19 protein-coding genes are annotated in these 15,789 nt (G+C 44.8%); 15 read left to right on the top strand and 4 right to left on the bottom strand.

Annotated elements, in window-relative coordinates; genetic code table 11:
* Positions 1–36: 36 nt before the first annotated feature.
* Positions 37–276, bottom strand: coding sequence for a glutaredoxin family protein (locus M2444_RS25780; RefSeq protein ID WP_094877477.1), 240 nt, complete (start codon positions 274–276; stop codon positions 37–39).
* Positions 273–599 (bottom strand): bacillithiol system redox-active protein YtxJ, encoded by a 327-nt coding sequence (gene ytxJ, locus M2444_RS25775; RefSeq protein ID WP_042123836.1) that lies wholly within the window; start codon positions 597–599, stop codon positions 273–275. Before ytxJ ends, M2444_RS25780 begins: the two co-directional genes overlap by 4 nt.
* A 324-nt stretch (positions 600–923) precedes the next feature.
* On the opposite strand from ytxJ, the gene M2444_RS25770 reads away from it, so the two are divergent.
* From M2444_RS25770 to M2444_RS25730, 9 genes are all read left to right on the top strand, one after another.
* The gene (locus M2444_RS25770) at positions 924–1,646 is read left to right on the top strand and encodes an SDR family NAD(P)-dependent oxidoreductase (RefSeq protein WP_094877476.1); all 723 of its coding nucleotides are present in this window, start codon (positions 924–926) and stop codon (positions 1,644–1,646) included.
* A 41-nt stretch (positions 1,647–1,687) separates the two neighbouring features.
* Complete coding sequence (locus M2444_RS25765) at positions 1,688–2,323, top strand: ThuA domain-containing protein (protein ID WP_094877475.1); 636 nt, start codon at positions 1,688–1,690, stop codon at positions 2,321–2,323.
* 128 nt (positions 2,324–2,451) lie between these two features.
* The gene (locus M2444_RS25760; RefSeq protein ID WP_094877474.1) at positions 2,452–2,844 is read left to right on the top strand and encodes a MerR family transcriptional regulator; all 393 of its coding nucleotides are present in this window, start codon (positions 2,452–2,454) and stop codon (positions 2,842–2,844) included.
* Between the two features lie 38 nt (positions 2,845–2,882).
* A complete protein-coding gene (locus tag M2444_RS25755; protein WP_094877473.1) occupies positions 2,883–3,209 on the top strand; it encodes a thioredoxin family protein in 327 nt (108 codons plus the stop codon).
* A 213-nt stretch (positions 3,210–3,422) separates the two neighbouring features.
* A complete protein-coding gene (locus M2444_RS25750) occupies positions 3,423–4,298 on the top strand; it encodes an RNA polymerase sigma-70 factor (RefSeq protein WP_094873546.1) in 876 nt (291 codons plus the stop codon).
* Between the two features lie 84 nt (positions 4,299–4,382).
* Positions 4,383–4,820: a carboxymuconolactone decarboxylase family protein gene (locus M2444_RS25745; protein WP_094873548.1), complete on the top strand. Its 438-nt coding sequence runs from the start codon at positions 4,383–4,385 to the stop codon at positions 4,818–4,820.
* 210 nt (positions 4,821–5,030) lie between these two features.
* Positions 5,031–6,773 (top strand): spore germination protein, encoded by a 1,743-nt coding sequence (locus M2444_RS25740; RefSeq protein ID WP_280788361.1) that lies wholly within the window; start codon positions 5,031–5,033, stop codon positions 6,771–6,773.
* Positions 6,774–6,800: 27 nt separating this feature from the next.
* Positions 6,801–7,892 (top strand): GerAB/ArcD/ProY family transporter, encoded by a 1,092-nt coding sequence (locus M2444_RS25735; RefSeq protein ID WP_094873550.1) that lies wholly within the window; start codon positions 6,801–6,803, stop codon positions 7,890–7,892.
* A complete protein-coding gene (locus tag M2444_RS25730) occupies positions 7,889–9,094 on the top strand; it encodes a Ger(x)C family spore germination protein (RefSeq protein WP_094873552.1) in 1,206 nt (401 codons plus the stop codon). The genes M2444_RS25735 and M2444_RS25730 overlap by 4 nt, the downstream gene beginning before the upstream one ends.
* Before the next feature lie 22 nt (positions 9,095–9,116).
* Here the strand turns inward: M2444_RS25730 and M2444_RS25725 are convergent, their stop codons facing one another.
* On the bottom strand, positions 9,117–10,001 hold the full coding sequence (locus M2444_RS25725) for a CHAD domain-containing protein (RefSeq protein WP_280788360.1): 885 nt from the start codon (positions 9,999–10,001) through the stop codon (positions 9,117–9,119).
* A 178-nt stretch (positions 10,002–10,179) separates the two neighbouring features.
* On the opposite strand from M2444_RS25725, the gene M2444_RS25720 reads away from it, so the two are divergent.
* On the top strand, positions 10,180–11,109 hold the full coding sequence (locus M2444_RS25720; protein ID WP_280788359.1) for a lipoate--protein ligase family protein: 930 nt from the start codon (positions 10,180–10,182) through the stop codon (positions 11,107–11,109).
* A 71-nt stretch (positions 11,110–11,180) separates the two neighbouring features.
* On the opposite strand, the gene M2444_RS25715 is transcribed toward M2444_RS25720, so the two are convergent.
* Positions 11,181–11,960 (bottom strand): carbon-nitrogen family hydrolase, encoded by a 780-nt coding sequence (locus M2444_RS25715; protein WP_094873558.1) that lies wholly within the window; start codon positions 11,958–11,960, stop codon positions 11,181–11,183.
* Between the two features lie 163 nt (positions 11,961–12,123).
* On the opposite strand from M2444_RS25715, the gene M2444_RS25710 reads away from it, so the two are divergent.
* The 5 genes from M2444_RS25710 (at position 12,124) to M2444_RS25690 (ending at position 15,737) form a co-directional block, all read left to right on the top strand.
* Complete coding sequence (locus M2444_RS25710; RefSeq protein WP_094873560.1) at positions 12,124–12,552, top strand: MarR family winged helix-turn-helix transcriptional regulator; 429 nt, start codon at positions 12,124–12,126, stop codon at positions 12,550–12,552.
* 42 nt (positions 12,553–12,594) lie between these two features.
* Positions 12,595–13,236 (top strand): nitroreductase family protein, encoded by a 642-nt coding sequence (locus tag M2444_RS25705; protein ID WP_094873562.1) that lies wholly within the window; start codon positions 12,595–12,597, stop codon positions 13,234–13,236.
* 27 nt (positions 13,237–13,263) lie between these two features.
* Positions 13,264–13,557 (top strand): putative quinol monooxygenase, encoded by a 294-nt coding sequence (locus M2444_RS25700; protein WP_094873564.1) that lies wholly within the window; start codon positions 13,264–13,266, stop codon positions 13,555–13,557.
* A 172-nt stretch (positions 13,558–13,729) separates the two neighbouring features.
* Positions 13,730–15,298, top strand: coding sequence for a phospholipase D-like domain-containing protein (locus M2444_RS25695; RefSeq protein WP_280788358.1), 1,569 nt, complete (start codon positions 13,730–13,732; stop codon positions 15,296–15,298).
* A gap of 61 nt (positions 15,299–15,359) precedes the next feature.
* Positions 15,360–15,737: a hypothetical protein gene (locus tag M2444_RS25690; protein WP_094877467.1), complete on the top strand. Its 378-nt coding sequence runs from the start codon at positions 15,360–15,362 to the stop codon at positions 15,735–15,737.
* Positions 15,738–15,789 lie beyond the last annotated feature (52 nt).

The raw sequence follows: 15,789 nt of genomic DNA, 5'->3' as shown, positions 1-15,789 counted from the left end.
GAATTACATCATGTACTGAATAGTTTAATGGCTGAATTATTGGGCAGCTCCGATGAGTGCTTTGAGCGCAGGAAGATTAAATCCCTTGATCGCTTGATCCCCTGCTACAGTGACAGGAACGCCCATGAATCCAAGCTTCTCAACTTCCTCTTGATAGACTGTGCTGGTCATAACATCTCTTACTTCAAAAGGGATACCCTGCTCTGTAAGATAGGTTTTAACCAAATTACAGTCACTGCACCCTGCGGTTGAATAGACAATCACTGGCTCACTCATTGGTTCACAGCCTCTTTGATTGCATCTCTTGTGATTTTCCAGTGGGAAGTGTTCCAGCGAACCTCATTGTCCTCAAGCAGGAAGAGTTGTGGAGATTCATGTTTGATGCCAAAATCCTCAGCAATTTGATTGGAAACGGGACGATCCTCGATGACTAAGACCACTGCAGCGGCAGTATCCGCATCCTTCAGATAAGCCTGAAACTCTTCATTAGCTTTAGCACTAATCGGGCAGGTCGTGCTGTGTTTGAACAGCAGCTTCTTGCCAGGCTTAGCTACATATTGCTCAAGATCCTCCAGCGTATGGAGTTGTTGAATAGACATAGGTATCACCCTCCTGGGATCGTTATTTTGAAATATAAGAGAGTATAAGCTTCACGTTATACACTATCCTTATATTTCTCGCATAAACGCTTACCGTCCTAAAGGACGCTGAAGGCGTTATTGCTTGCTAACAATTGTGTTGTTAACAACCTGTAATCATGATTGTAACATATATCAAAATTAAAACAAAAAGGATTCTTAAAGGCTTGCACAAGAGGCGCTATACCTGAAACCAATTGCGTTGAAAAAAAGAGTTCAGCATGCTAAGGTGGACAGAAGCAACATGCCTAACCATATCGCTAGGAGATAGGAGTGTTCAGAAGAATGAAGAGAGTTGCATGTGTAACTGGAGCAGACCGGGGGCTCGGACTGTCGCTCGTACGCTCGTTGCTGGCCAAACAGTTCTCCGTATTTGCAGGACAGTTTTTGAAAGAATCAGAAGATTTGAAAGCGCTTAAAGAGCGATATCCTGATCAACTGGAGCTTATCCCCCTAGATATCAGTATTAAAGACAGTGTGAAACAGGCTGCAAGAGTAATAGCAAGTAAAACCGGATATATCGATATTATTATTAATAATGCAGGGATTATTCGTTCTGCTGATAATGCTACTGTGCTGGTAGAGCTGGATGATGAAGGCATGGCAGAAATATATAATGTAAATACGCTTGGCGCGTTAAGAGTCAGCAATGCACTTATGGGACTGCTGCTACAAAGTGAGGATAAGTTAATCGTCAATATTTCCTCGGAAGCGGGTAGTATTGCCCGAAATAAGCGTATCAATATGTATGGCTATTGTATGTCGAAGGCAGCACTAAATATGCAGTCCTCCTTGATGCATAATCATCTGAGAACACTTGGCGGTCAAGTAATGGTGTTCCATCCCGGCTGGCTGCAGACCTTTATGCAGGGTAAGAAGGATGAGCAAGCGGACACGACACCGGAAAAGTCGGCAGAGCAGATTATCGGTCTTGTATTGAATCATTCAAAATATATGGGCGAGGAACCGGCCTATCTGGATATGGATGGAAGCTCTTGGCCGTGGTAGTACGATATCTCAAATAAGATAAGAAGAAAGGCGCTGATCATATGTCTACACTAAAAGCACTTGCACTTGGAAGCTACGGGGAGGTTAAATATCACCCCTTTGCAGGCGTGGACCGGGAGATTGAGCAAATACTGGCCAATGATCTTCAGGTGTTCTCTTCAGAGGATTACGGGCTTCTTAATAATAAAACGTTGTCTGACCACAAGCTGGTAATCTCCTACACCGAATTTTCGGATGACAAAATCCCGGTGGAACAAAGCGCTGCTTTGCTATCCTATGTGGCTGGCGGGGGCGGACTGCTAGTGGTACATAACGGAATTTCCTTACAACGGAATCAGGAGCTTGGTGTTATGCTGGGCGCACATTTCACCCATCATCCAGAGTTTACTTCTCTGCAGATGTCCATTCCCGCACGTGAGCATCCCATTATGCAGGGAATTGAAGAATTTGTGATTGAAGATGAGCCATATTATTTTGAGATGCATCCTCATTTTGAAACGACGGTGCTCGCTGAATATCCTCATGAGGGAGCGATGCGACAAGCGGCTTGGTGTCATGAATTTGGCCTGGGGCGGGTAGTTTATTTAATGCCGGGGCACCATTTACCTTCATTTTCGGTAGAGCCATTCCGCGAAATGATTCGTAGAGGCGGGCTTTGGGCGGCAGGATTATTGTAGGATGTTGTAACATCATAATGAATCCAACTGTGGGATAACTACGGTTGGATTTTTTTTGTTGACTCTGACATTGGTGTCAGGGTTTATACTGGGGTAGAACAATTCTCATGAACCCCGGGGAGAATGATATGAAAATAGGTGAGCTTGCTAAATTAACGGGCGTAAGCGTCCGGTCAATTCGTTATTATGAGAGTCAAGGATTAATCTCGTCGATCCGTCAGGCCAATGGATATCGGGAGTACTCTCCACTCGCTGTGGAGACGGTAGAAACGATTAAATTATATTTGAACCTGGGTCTGTCCACAGAACAGATTGCGGGCTTTCTACATTGTGTCTTGAAGAACAAAGAAGCCTTCTGCGCAGAAGTGATGCCACTATACCACAGTAAACTTGAAGAGATTGAACGTCAGCTTGTAGAACTGAATCAGATTAAGCACAATTTGGAAGAAAGAATGGCATCTATCTTGCGAGAGCAGAACGAGTGTAGTTTAGAGGCATGTACACTGGAGAGTTTGGAGTAGGTACTGCTGGAGATGAAAACTATGAGGAGGAAAGACAAATGGCTATTTCAAATGCAGATAGCGCTGATTGGGTGCGAGCAGAAATACGCGGTGGTGGAACGGTGTTGGTAGATTACGGTGCGCCATGGTGTCCCCCTTGCAAGGTACTGCTGCCCCTTTTGGAGGACCTTCATCAAGAATATGGAGACGATGTTTCTATCGTAAAGGTGAATTGTGACGAACTGCCGGATCTGGCTGGGGAAGCTGGTGTTATGGGGATGCCTACAGTCATTGTATATAAAGATGGGCAACCCATGGAAAAGTTGGTTGGCTTACGTCCGATAGCAGCCTACCAAGGGATATTGAACAAGGTTATTCAAGCATAGGGCATTGGAATTTCGTTGTATTTTGATGCTATATTGATCTCAAGCTGAGAAGGCATTAATAAGCCACATCCGGATATTTTCCTGCGTACGCTCGATAGGCTAGACGTAAAGCCCTAGGAGAGCGTCTATATTGTTGATCATCCGCTGAACGATGTAGACGCCGCGGTGAGCCGTGACGGTATGAAAGGCACAGCTTTGGAAGGAGTAGCCCGTATGGATTTTCAGGTCGCATATACCAACTATCACTCTCTGCTGCAAGCAATCGCTTACCGTATGACCGGCTCTATAGCAGATGCAGAGGACCTCGTTCAAGACGTATTCATCGAGTACAGCAAGCTACAAACCATAGATATCACCCATCCGAAAGCTTACTTAATCCGTATGATTACAAATCGTTGCATCAACTATATGCAATCCGCCCGTATAAGGAGAGAGCAATATGTCGGCACATGGCTGCCGGAGCCGCTCGTCAGCTTTACGAATGGAAGCGGCGATAATCCTGCTGATCTCTTCGATCACGATGAAAATGTATCCTACGCCCTGCTCGTCATGCTGGAACATTTATCGGCTGTCGAGAGAGCCGTCTTCATCTTGCGCCAATCCTTCGCTTTCGAATATAGCGAAATTGCCGATGTATTAGGAAAATCAGAAGCCAACTGTCGAAAAATATTTAGCCGCGCTAATGATAAGCTGCATCAACAATCGCCCGTTCTACCAGATAATACGGCTCAGGCAACACCTCTAGCGACAGCATTCCTTGCAGCTGCGCGAGGCGGCAACGTCGATGCGCTTGTTAGTCTGCTGGCCGAGGACGCGCTGCTTACGTCGGACGGCGGTGGTAAAGTTCGCGCAGCGATCTTCACCATCACGGGCAGAGATCGTGTTCAAGCTTTCATTGAAGGCGTCATTACGAAGGGCTTCCTCGGAGATTCGCAAAGGATGGTGCTACTTAACGGCCAGCTGGGCATCGTCATCTATCGGGATGGCCGGCCGCTTAAGGCGATAAGCTTCCAGCTTGATACGGCCGGGGAGCGGATCGAGCATATTTATATCGTACTCAATCCCGATAAATTACAACGAATGGGGTAACCTGTCACAAACGGAGCTTCTGCATTGTCTTATTAGTGAAACAATCAAAAGATAACCGGTCTATAGCCGGAGAGGAGCTATCCCATGGAACAAAGAATGGATCTGGCCGGTGAAATTCCAGCCGCATACAAAGCAATGATGGGTCTTGAAGCGTTCGTACAATCGACAGGCATGGAGAAGTCGTTATTGGAGTTAATCAAAATCAGAGCGTCACAAATTAACGGCTGCGCCTTCTGTATAGATATGCACACGAAGGATGCCCGCAAGGCAGGCGTGTCGGAACAGCGCATCTACATGCTGAACGCATGGCGTGAAGCGCCGTTCTACAGCGACGAGGAGCGCGCAGTACTTGCCCTGACCGAATCGGTTACGCTCGTGACGCAAGGACATGTACCGGACGATGTCTATTCGGAAGCGGAGCGCCATTTCGATACTAAGCGACTTGGCGAGATCATCATGGCAATTGTTACAATCAATGCATGGAATCGCATCGCGATCACCACTCGCATGTTGCCGCAATAAACTTTAATCACGCCAGCCGAACGCCGAAGGCTAGCACCTTACCATCTCTGAAATTTGTTAATTATGGGATCTGAAGATGATCTCATGACGCTCTAAAGATCATATGAAGTTTAACTTAGGGAGACCCCATACTGTGGGGTCTTTTTTGTATGCATGAATTATCCATCTTCGGTAAAAAATACGGTCACAGCTACGAAGGAGGTGTTAGCGGTGTGGAATGAGGTAATAGAATTAATTCCAAGTTGGGAAGTGGTTTTCCAAGGGATTATGATCTTCTGCGTCCCGTTTATCATACTTCGCTCAATAAGTTGGGCTAAAGCTAAAGAAGATCGAATAACGACCAGGGCTAAAAAAGCCATAGGCAGCAAAGGTGGGGGAGTTCCATATGGAGAAGCATCCAGAGGGAAAAGCATCTCAGAAGGGTCTAAGGAGCAGCAAAGCACAGATAAAGTAACTAAGGATAAGGGTGAAAGATTAACTTACAGTGGTCATTTAAACGAGGATTTGCAGACATTCAAAGAGATCAGTGCGGATATGCATGATGTGAATATAAGGGAATTGCGAATCGGAAGCATACAGACAAGGGCAGCGTTGTTGTACGTAGACGGGCTAACGGACAAAGACAAAATGGATCAGAATATATTAAAGCCGTTAATGAATGCGTATCAGCCTTTTAAGGATATGAATACCATACCGGAAGCGAAAGATCTACAAGATATTCTCATCCATGAAATATTGCTCATTTCGGAAGTTGAGCTCACGGATAATGTATACCTCTCCCTTCAAAAAGTGTTATTTGGATCTGCCATACTGCTCGTAGAGGGGATATCAGAGGTTTTTGTGCTTAGTAGTCCAAAGGGGGCTACTAGAGGGATTCAAGAGCCAGAATCTGAAGCAGTCTTGCGGGGATCGCGAAGCGGATTTAATGAGACATTAAGCGACAACACGGCAATGCTGCGTAGACACGGGCAGAGTACGGAGCTAGCGATGATTTCTTTTACTGTAGGCAAGAGAATGCAGAAGGAATTGATCCTAACGTATATCAAAGATATTGCAAATGATGAGCTTGTAGAAGAGGTCAAACGAAGAATTAAAACGATAGATATAGACGATGTTCAAGAATCTGGTTATGTGGAGCAATTAATCGAAGACAATAGCTTCAGTCCTTTCCAGCAGATTCAGAATACAGAAAGACCAGACCGCGTAATGGCAGCACTCCTGGAAGGAAGAGTAGCTATCTTAATTGATGGTACGCCCTTCGCCTTGATTATGCCGGTTACCTTCGGGATGTTACTGCAATCGCCAGAGGATTATAACGATCGCTGGATGGTAGGGTCGCTGCTACGTCTGTTACGTTTTTTTGCGGCAATGATATCATTGTTTGCGCCGGCACTATATATCTCTTTTCTCTCGTTCCAACCTGGATTGATTCCAACAAAGCTGGCCATTTCCATTATTGCCTCCAGGCAAGGCGTTCCCTTCACTGTATTGATCGAAGCATTGATTATGGAAATATCGATTGAAATCTTACGGGAGGCTGGACTTCGTTTGCCTAAACCTATCGGTCCGGCAATGGGGATTGTTGGCGGTCTGATCATCGGACAAGCCGCAGTAGAAGCTGGAATTGTGAGTCCTATCTTAGTCATTGTAGTTTCAGTTACGGCTGTTTCGTCCTTCTCTATGCCAATGTATAGTGCAGGGATGACGCTTCGAATGCTCCGGTTTGCAGCCATGTTTTTTGCAGCGATCTTTGGATTATACGGTGTTGTACTTTTTTTTCTTTTGCTTAGTAGTCATTTAATTAAGCTGAAGAGTTTTGGTGTTCCCTATCTTGGTCTGGCAGTCCCGAATAAGACAGTCAATTGGAAAGATTTTATATTCCGTATGCCTTTGCAATTTTTAACCGGGCGGCCTACATTGTTGAAACCAAAGGACCCTTTGCGTAAAGGGTAAGAAGTTTAGGTAAAGGAGGAAGAGTACATGAGCGCCGAGGTAAAGGACCGAATAACTGCTATTCAAGCGACGATCATTCTAGCCAATTATACGATTGCGGCAGGGGTACTTACGCTTCCTCGGACCATTGTAGAGGCCAGTGGCAGTCCAGATGTATGGATAAGTATTTTGTTAGGGGGAGTAATCTCTTTTTTGTCAGGATTGATTATTGTGAAGCTTAGCCAACGGTTTCCAGGTCAAACTTTTTTTCAATATATTGGGAAGATTATCGGCAAACCACTCGGAATAGTTCTTACTATAGGAGTCGTGGGTTATTTTATCAGTATCGCCGGCTTTGAGATACGTTCGGTGCAGGAGGTAACCTCTTTTTTTCTACTGGAAGGTACACCTCCTTGGGCGATTGTGGCTGCTTTTATGTGGATTGCCTTCTATTTATGCAGAGGAGGAATTAATGCGATCACTAGTATGTGCAGACTCATTGTTCCAATCACCTGGACAGTATTTATTGGGGTTTGTCTGCTTAGTTTTGAAGTTTTTGACCTCAACAACCTTCTACCAATACTTGGAGATGGATTGGAGCCTGTGTGGAAAGGGATCAGACCAACCATCCTAACCTTTACAGCTGGAGAAGCAATGCTGTTCATTGTTGCTTTTATGGACAAACCTCAAAAAGCAGTAAAGGTAATCATTGCTGGGACCTGTATCTCGACGATATTTTATACCCTAGCTGTTGTAGCGACCATAGGGGCTTTTTCAATAGATGGAGTGATCACAAGAACCTGGCCGTTTCTCGATCTTGTAAGAAGTTTTGAGGTGAATTATCTCATTTTTGAAAGATTTGAGTCGTTGTTGTTGGTGATCTGGATTATGCAGATCTTCTGTACCTTTTGTATTGCCATTTATGCAGCGTCTTTAGGGTTGTCTCAAGTCATTCATAAAAACTTTAAAGGTTGTTTGTTGGCGATACTTCCGGTTGTCTATGTAATTTCTAGAATTCCACCAAATGTGAATGCTCTGTTTGCTTTAGGAACAGGTATCGGTGATTGTATGCTTATTCTATTCGGATTGCTTCCGTTGCCATTGTTAATTATCACATACTTCCGGAGGGCTGCTTCATGAAAAAATGGAGGTTGTGGGTTGTACTCTCAATCGCATGTTCGCTGTTATCAGGCTGCTGGAGCAGCACACCGATCGAGGAATTAAACATGCAGATTGGTGTTGCACTGGACAGTGCTGAGGAACCAGGAGGCGAGGAGGCAGCGAAGCCGGAGGGTGGAAATCATAAGAAGCCTGAAAAAATAATAAGTACCTATCAATTTACGATTCCACAAGGATCAGGAGGGGCGATCATGAAGTCTTCTGCCAGTTCATCCTCCTTTAAGAATTACTATAATATGAGTGAAACCAGCGATTCTATCTTTGAAGCGATGCGGCAGCTTTCGCTGCGTACTAGACGCACTCCGATTGGCCATCATCTGAAGGTCATTATAATCAGTGAAAAGCTTGCTCGTTCCAATAACCTTACTAAAATCATAGATTTCTTTACTCGGGATAATGATATCCGTCCGAGTGTTATGTTATTTGTCAGCAAAGGAATGGCCAAAGATGTATTGGAAAATGCACTGCCGGGTCAGACGCCTGCTTTTGTACTTGAAGGCATATTCAATAACAGAGACCGGAATATGGGGATTTGGGAGCCGGTATCTCTGGCAAAAGTAGTTGGGCCTTTGCAAGCAAAGAAAAGTTTCTTATTGCAAAATGTTATCCCTATTGATCAGGAGACAAAGCTATCAGGAGCGGGTGTATTCAACGGCGGAACGGGAAAACTTGTTGGCTTTTTGGATGAGTCGGAGCTGGAGGGGATGGCCTGGCTGACCGGAAAGGGGCTGGGAGGAGTGCTTAAAACGTATGATCCGGATAACAATAATCTCTTAACCTATGAGGTGAAATCCATGCATAGCAAAATCAAAGCGAATGTGAACAATGGTCAGATTTCTTTTAATGTGAAAATAAAATCTACAGGTAGATATGCTGAGGTCTTTGCCGAAAAGCCAAAGAAATTACATGACGGAATTGTAAAGAAGGATAAAGCCTTGTTGCAGAAGCGTGTCCTGGAAATGGTGCAAGCTACTGTAACAAAAATGCAGAAGGAACTGCATACCGAAGCTGCCGGTTTCGGCACCAGCCTACATAATCAGCATCCAGCCGTATGGCGGAGCGTCAAGGCTAACTGGGACGAAACCTTCAGCAAAATTCCGATTACCTATGAAGTAAACCTGAATATTGAAGAATACGGTGCGTCAGATACAACAGCTGAATAGAAAGGTTGCAGACAATTCAGAGCTATTTCATGTGATGGGTGACAGGTATTACATCATTTTGATGCAGCGCATCAAGTACTTCGGTTTTTAATTGTTCAGTAAAGGTATTCCATGTTTTTTTGCCGATATCGAGTTCTTCACGTCCAATAGTGTTTAGTGTTTCTAACCAGAGGCGTTTATCGTTAATTAGCCCGAGCTGGTCTTGGATCTGCTTATATATTTCCTCATGGGCATGAAATTTTTGATTTAACGCAAAAGAGGCTGCACTAGCCGTATATCGCAGTTCCTTAGCAGCCATCCTCAGCTCATGCAGTGCGTCGAAGGCTGCTTCAGATTCGGCATCTTGTCCACGAAATATAACCTTGCAAGCTTTTTTCTTCTGCTCGTAAGCTACCTCAAGTTCGCGCATGACAACATTGGCATCTTTTTTCGCTACCAGGGCCTCAAGCTGTTCACTTAGGAAGACTTTCCACTTCTCATCCAGATCTTCATTGATTAGCTTAGGCAGCTCATCGGCCAGCTTCTTACGATAAGTTTTGCGCTTGTCCTTTTGGTGGTAGATCACTGCCTTCAACAATTCTGCGGTCTTTGTATCGCCGTTTTCCTTGGCGTGTTTGCGTTTAGTCTTGAACGATTCGATCAGAACGTCTGCATCTCTGACCTTGCCTAATCGCTTTTGGGCTTTTTCAAATAAGGGGTATAGCCCTAGAGTATGGCCAGGGTCGAGAATGGATAGCAGTGTTAACAGCTTGCGGCAGTTCACTCTTGCTTGATGAATATCCTCGTCATCGAATTTGCTAAGTGCATCATGGCAGTAATCCCAGAAATCAATATACAGCAGGTTAAGTGCCTGTTCCCATTGTCTTGTCTTGGTTAACTGTCGTTCCTTCATCACTTCCACTGTCATGCGGCATCACTCCTTAACGTTGTGTATAGCATGAACCTAAGGCTAACCCCTATTCGAGCTGGGGCATGTTCGTATACTATAAGGATAGCGTTATCATAACCTCATTTCAATTCTGATTTCGCACTAGCGAGGCAGATCGATTACAATATCACAGATAATACGGGAAAGAGGGGAATTGGTGGATACTCGGGAGTACGATGGAATGATCAATGGATCTGTTGATAGAAGTAAAGAAGTCATCGGACTTCCTGCAGAAATGGGACTTTTCCAGCATCTAATCTTAAAGAATGACAGTATAGATGAGGAAGCAGGGGACATCGGGGAGATGCTGATCCCGTTCGCCTTTGAAGAGACCCTTTGCAGGGATGTCGGATCGGGACTTGTTCCTCCTAGTCTGCACCTATGGAGTCATTCCGGGGGTGTGGTGCTCGGCCTACGGGACAGCAAGCTTCCGTACGCGGCTCAAGCGATGGCTAAGTTAGAGCAGCAAGGAATTCGTACAGCGGTAAGACATTCCGGTGGTGCTGCGGTGCCTCTGGATGATGGAATTGTTAATGTTTCGCTAGTTCTCCCCAAAGGACGCGGAAAGCTGGACTTTCATGATGACTTTAGGCTTCTGGCTTCTCTGATCACTGAGGCAGTTGCTATGAGTCATCCACAGGCTGCTGCTCAAATTCAGGCTGGTGAAATTGTTGGTTCTTACTGCCCGGGGGACTTCGATTTGGCGATCGGTGGGCGAAAATTTTGCGGCATTGCTCAGCGCAGACAAAATAATGCCTATTTCGTGCATGCATTTGTAGTGGTTTCGGGTTCGGGACAGGAACGTGGTGAGCTCATTCATAAATTCTATGAGCAAGCCTCAGGAGGAGACTCAGCATTATCTTATCCACGGGTTCGTCCAGAGACGATCGCTGGGCTTGGTGAACTAGGTGGACCGAATGCTACTGAAGTATTTGCCGAAGGCATTAGACAAGCATTAGCCCACCGTGGAGTGGTGCTTAAATCCTCTGACAGGCTACAGCAGGAGACCGGATATTTCTTGGACTATGAAGATCGGCGTGTTCTGGATGCTGCGCGAGTCCTGCATGAACGTTATGCCCAAAGATAAATGGATATTGAGCATCGTTAAAAAGGACGTAACAGAAAGCTGGCGAGAGGCCAGCATCTGTTACGTCCTTTTTAATCATATAAGTCGGGACGTCTGTCTGCAAAAATAGGGATTTGTGCTCGAATTTCACGCACCATATGTAAATCGATATCCCCCGTTAGGATTTTTTCCCCTTCAGCAGCTTCACATAAAATATCTCCCCAAGGATCAATGATCATAGAATGCCCAGCAAAGGTGTTGTAAGGGTCGCTTCCTGCACGGTTGCAGGCTACTACATAACATTGGTTCTCGATTGCTCGGCTGATCAGTAGTGCACGCCAATGTGATAGCCTGGATAATGGCCATTCTGCACTAACAAACAAGATTTCTGCACCTTGTGCGGTATGAGCGCGAACCCATTCTGGAAATCGGATATCATAACAGATTAATCCGGCACATAATGTGCCCTCCAATGTGAAGAGACCCTTGTCTTCTCCCGGCTGCAAATATAGATGTTCATCCATTAGCTGAAATAAATGCAGCTTACTGTATTCGCCAACGAGTTCTCCAGATCGGTTAAATACAAACATACGATTAGTTACACCGGAGGCGTTCCTGCTAGCGACTGAACCAGCGACGATATTGACGTTGTATTGTCTGGATAAGCCGGAGATGAATTCCTTGGTGATTTCTCCTTCTGGATCGCCAATATCTTCTAGTCGGGCCAGATCATAGCCAGTGGTCCAAAGCTCAGGGAGAATAAGACAGTCGGGGGCTGTGGCGGCAGCTTCACTAATTTTATTTGCTGCAGCAGCATAATTCACATCGGGATTGCCAAATGCTATATCCAGCTGAATCAGGGAGATTCTCATAGGATGCCTCCTTTTTGTTCAAGACTATAGCACCATAAGAGGATAAGCAATGTTGATTTGTAAAAAATGATTTGATATATTAGTTGACGGGTCAATGATTATCAGTTAGTATAATTTTATACAAAACAATTGTATGCAATCAAATTAAAGAAGGAGGTATATTTTGACGGAGCACTATCCTGAGGAAGACCGCATATTTGAACTGCTGCAGGCATTAAACAAGGGAATCTGTCCGAAATTCGAACGATGTGCTGGGATTAGTCCCACACGGCTTCGCCTCCTGCATGAATTATTCCAAGTAGATGAAGTCAGCCAAATTACGCTGCAAAAGGGCATGGATATAGATGCGGCCGCCGTTACCCGGCACTTGAAAGGAATGGAAGAGAGTGGTACGATCACTCGCCGCAACAACCCCGCAGATAACAGGGTTACATTGGTCTCACTGACGGATCAAGGGCGGGAAAGAATGATTCAATATAGCGAAGAGAAGAGGCGATTTGTCGCTACTCTGCTAACTGGATTTAACGATCAGGAGCGAAAAGTGCTCATAGATATGCTTAATCGCCTGCAATCTAATATCAATCTGTTGTAACTGTAACTACCCAAATTACACATTCAAAGGAGAAATACACATATGAACGCTACACAAACACAAACCAATGATTTTAAAGAAATTATTACGGGTCGCCGCTCTATCCGCAAATATGATCCATCCGTTAAGATCAGCAAAGAAGAGATGACACAGATTCTTACCGAAGCTACGCTTGCACCTTCCTCAGTGAACATGCAGCCTTGGCGTTTTCTTGTCATCGAAAGTGATGAAGCTAAAGCTACACTAGCGCCTCTTGCTCGCTTTAATGGTGTACAAGTTGAAACCTCTGCCGCTATGATTGCCATCTTCGGTGATTTGAACAATTTCGACTATGCAGAGGAGATTTATGGCACAGCTGTTGAACGTGGACTAATGCCTGCTGAAGTAAAAGAAAACCAATTGACTAGATTAGCTGCTCACTTTGCTACCCTGCCACATGAAGTTAACAAAGACACTGTGCTCATCGATGGTGCTCTTGTTGCGATGCAGTTGATGCTGGTTGCCCGTGCACATGGTTACGATACAAACCCAATTGGCGGTTATGAAAAAGATCAAATCGCAGAAGCGTTTGGCATGGAGAAAGACCGCTATGTTCCTGTAATGCTGCTTTCCATCGGTAAGGCTGTTGATGCAGGCTATCCATCTGTCCGTTTGCCTATTGATAAGATTGCTGAGTGGAAATAATAAATTACACCTTAGGAGGAAAATACAATGATCATTATTCATGCTGTGCTTAAAGTAAATCCGGAACGTCGCGAGCAGTTTTTGGCGGAGTCTAAAACACTTCTCACGGCTACTCATACTGAAGAAGGAAATCTCTCTTACGAGCTGTATGAGAATGCTGGAGAAGCAAACTCATTTATTATGGTGGAGACTTGGCGCGACGCTGAGGCCGTATCCAGCCACAACACGAGCCCTCATTTTACCGCGTTCTCAGCTAAAGCTGGTGAATTCTTGGCTGCACCACTAGACGTAAAAGTGTTTAGCGCAGAGCAAGTGAAATAAGTTATCTCGATTCTTAGTAAATCCTGGTTGATCTTAAACAGGGATGTTCCATAGCCATAATGGCTACGGGCATTCCTGTTTTTTATATTCCCCGTTTATAAAGAGGAGTTCAAGGGTATCTAACCTTACCTTGATACATGTGTACTCACAATAAAGATAGGGGATCTTACATATGGAAATACAGAAAAATATGATCGACATCTTGAACTATTACTTATCAGGCGGTTCACTTGTCCGGATTTTGGGCGAAGCTGGAGAAGAGGCGGAATGTACGCTAAAGGAGATCGACTTAGAGGCGGCCAAAGCATATCGTCAGTCCATTGGCGGAGTTATTACCGAGGGTCAACAGCTATTCCAGGTTCCTGGCTTTAGCCCAAGATTGCTGGGGCATCTTACTGAAGCATTAGGCAGACTAGATTCAGACAAACTAACAGTTCTAGCCCCACAAACCACATGGAATAACCAAGTAGATCCTTACGTGAATGGACCTGCGTGCCTTGGGATGATCATAGAAGAAATAAAGAAGGCACAGCATTATATTCACCTGTCCGTGATGCTCTTCTTTAATGACCGTTCAGGCAATCTGGTTGCAGATGAATTATTTCACGCTCTTAAACGGGGGGTGAAGGTACGGATCATGGTCAATTACACGCTGACAGCATTAGGGTATGAGAATAATCTGGCGTTTGGCCAATTCTCCAAGATTTCTGAAAGGCTTGAGAATGCAGGAGCTAAACTGCTGGATACCTTCAATTCGTATTATACAGCCGTAGAATGGCGTGTGAAGCGGAAGGTGCTGGAGCAGCAAGGTGTACCGGAAAGCATCCTGTTCTTACAGGATAAAGTACAAGAGGACGTAGAGATCACTGGACTGAATGTCATTGATCATCGGAAGTTTATGGTCATTGATGGGGTAACCTCTATTATTGGCAGTCTGAACATTGGGGATCAGTACACATACATGACGCCTGTTCAGGCATCATCTGCGGTCAGTATAGAAGGACAACTGCAGGGGATTCCTAGTAAAAAAGAGGAGTGGCATGATGGCTGCTTCCGGATTCGTGGCGCGGCGGCGCAGTCTTTAAATGCTAAGTTTCATTCCCGTTGGTTGCTTCTGGGAGGTGATTTTTTTGACGTGGAGGATGCCTTCTACCAGCCGAATGTAGATTATCATTTTGGAGAGGAAGAATGTACGCTGTTTGCAAGCTTTCCGGGCAATCCAGTGAACTTCATTCAGCAATATTACTTGAATTTAATTACCTATGCGACGGAGGAGACAATAATTGTAAATCCTTATTTGATTGATCAAGAGTTCTGGGATCGGCTGGGGGAGCTGGGGCCAGACTGTTCCTGTCATCTGAGCATCTGCAATCCGCTGAAGGTTAATGATCATCCTACCAATTCTGCGGCGGTACGAGGCAATATGTATAAGCCGTTTATCAATGGGGTTTCCTTTTATGATTATAGCTTCACAGGCCGGTTTTCACATTGGAAAATAGCCTATGACCATAGATCAAAGGCGGTATTTCATGGCTCCTACAACATCAACGAGAGAAGCGCCTGCCACGATTTTGAGCTGGGAATGCTGGTGAAAGGGGAGGCCTTCGCAGAGCGGATAAAGTCTATGATCGATTATGATCTGGGTGTCTCACGGAGAATCACGAAGAAAAATGAGTTCTTTAAGCATCCTTGGCTGCATCCTAGTACTTATCTGAACAAGGTTACCCAGAATTACACTTGATAATATCCGTTCATTGTCATGTATAATGATCGTTATAAATGATCAAGGTGGAATAATAGCTATGAAAATTAAAATTACAAAGCTTGGCTTGAAAAAGGACGAGGTATTCTTTCGCACGGAGTTTGGCGAGGGTAAGGGGATCTGGTGCGGTGCTCCTGTGGAGCCAGATACGGAAACAGATGTGGAATTCGAGCTTTCGGAGCTGCTGATGAGATGGGTGGATATTCTACCTGTACCTGCTAGTGAGTTCAATATTAGGTTAGAGGGAGATAAGGTTGTTTTTACCGGTGTGCTGGAGAATATTGAAGAAGACGGGACAGGATTTTTGCGAATAGGTGAAAGTTTACTAATGTTCGAGTGTCTCGGTGAGCCTATGGCGCTTGGTGTGTTTGTAGAAGTGCAAGTTCGTAATGTGAGCATCTACCCCTTGAGTATTTGACGCTTATCAGGGACTAAGATAACATACAAAGATAACATTAGATTCAGAAGTA

The organism is Paenibacillus sp. PastF-3, from assembly GCF_029893135.1.
Taxonomy (GTDB): Bacteria; Bacillota; Bacilli; order Paenibacillales; family Paenibacillaceae; genus Paenibacillus_AQ; species Paenibacillus_AQ nitricinens.
The sequence above is the reverse complement of the archived record's forward strand: the minus strand, read 5'-3'. Positions and strand labels throughout refer to the sequence as shown.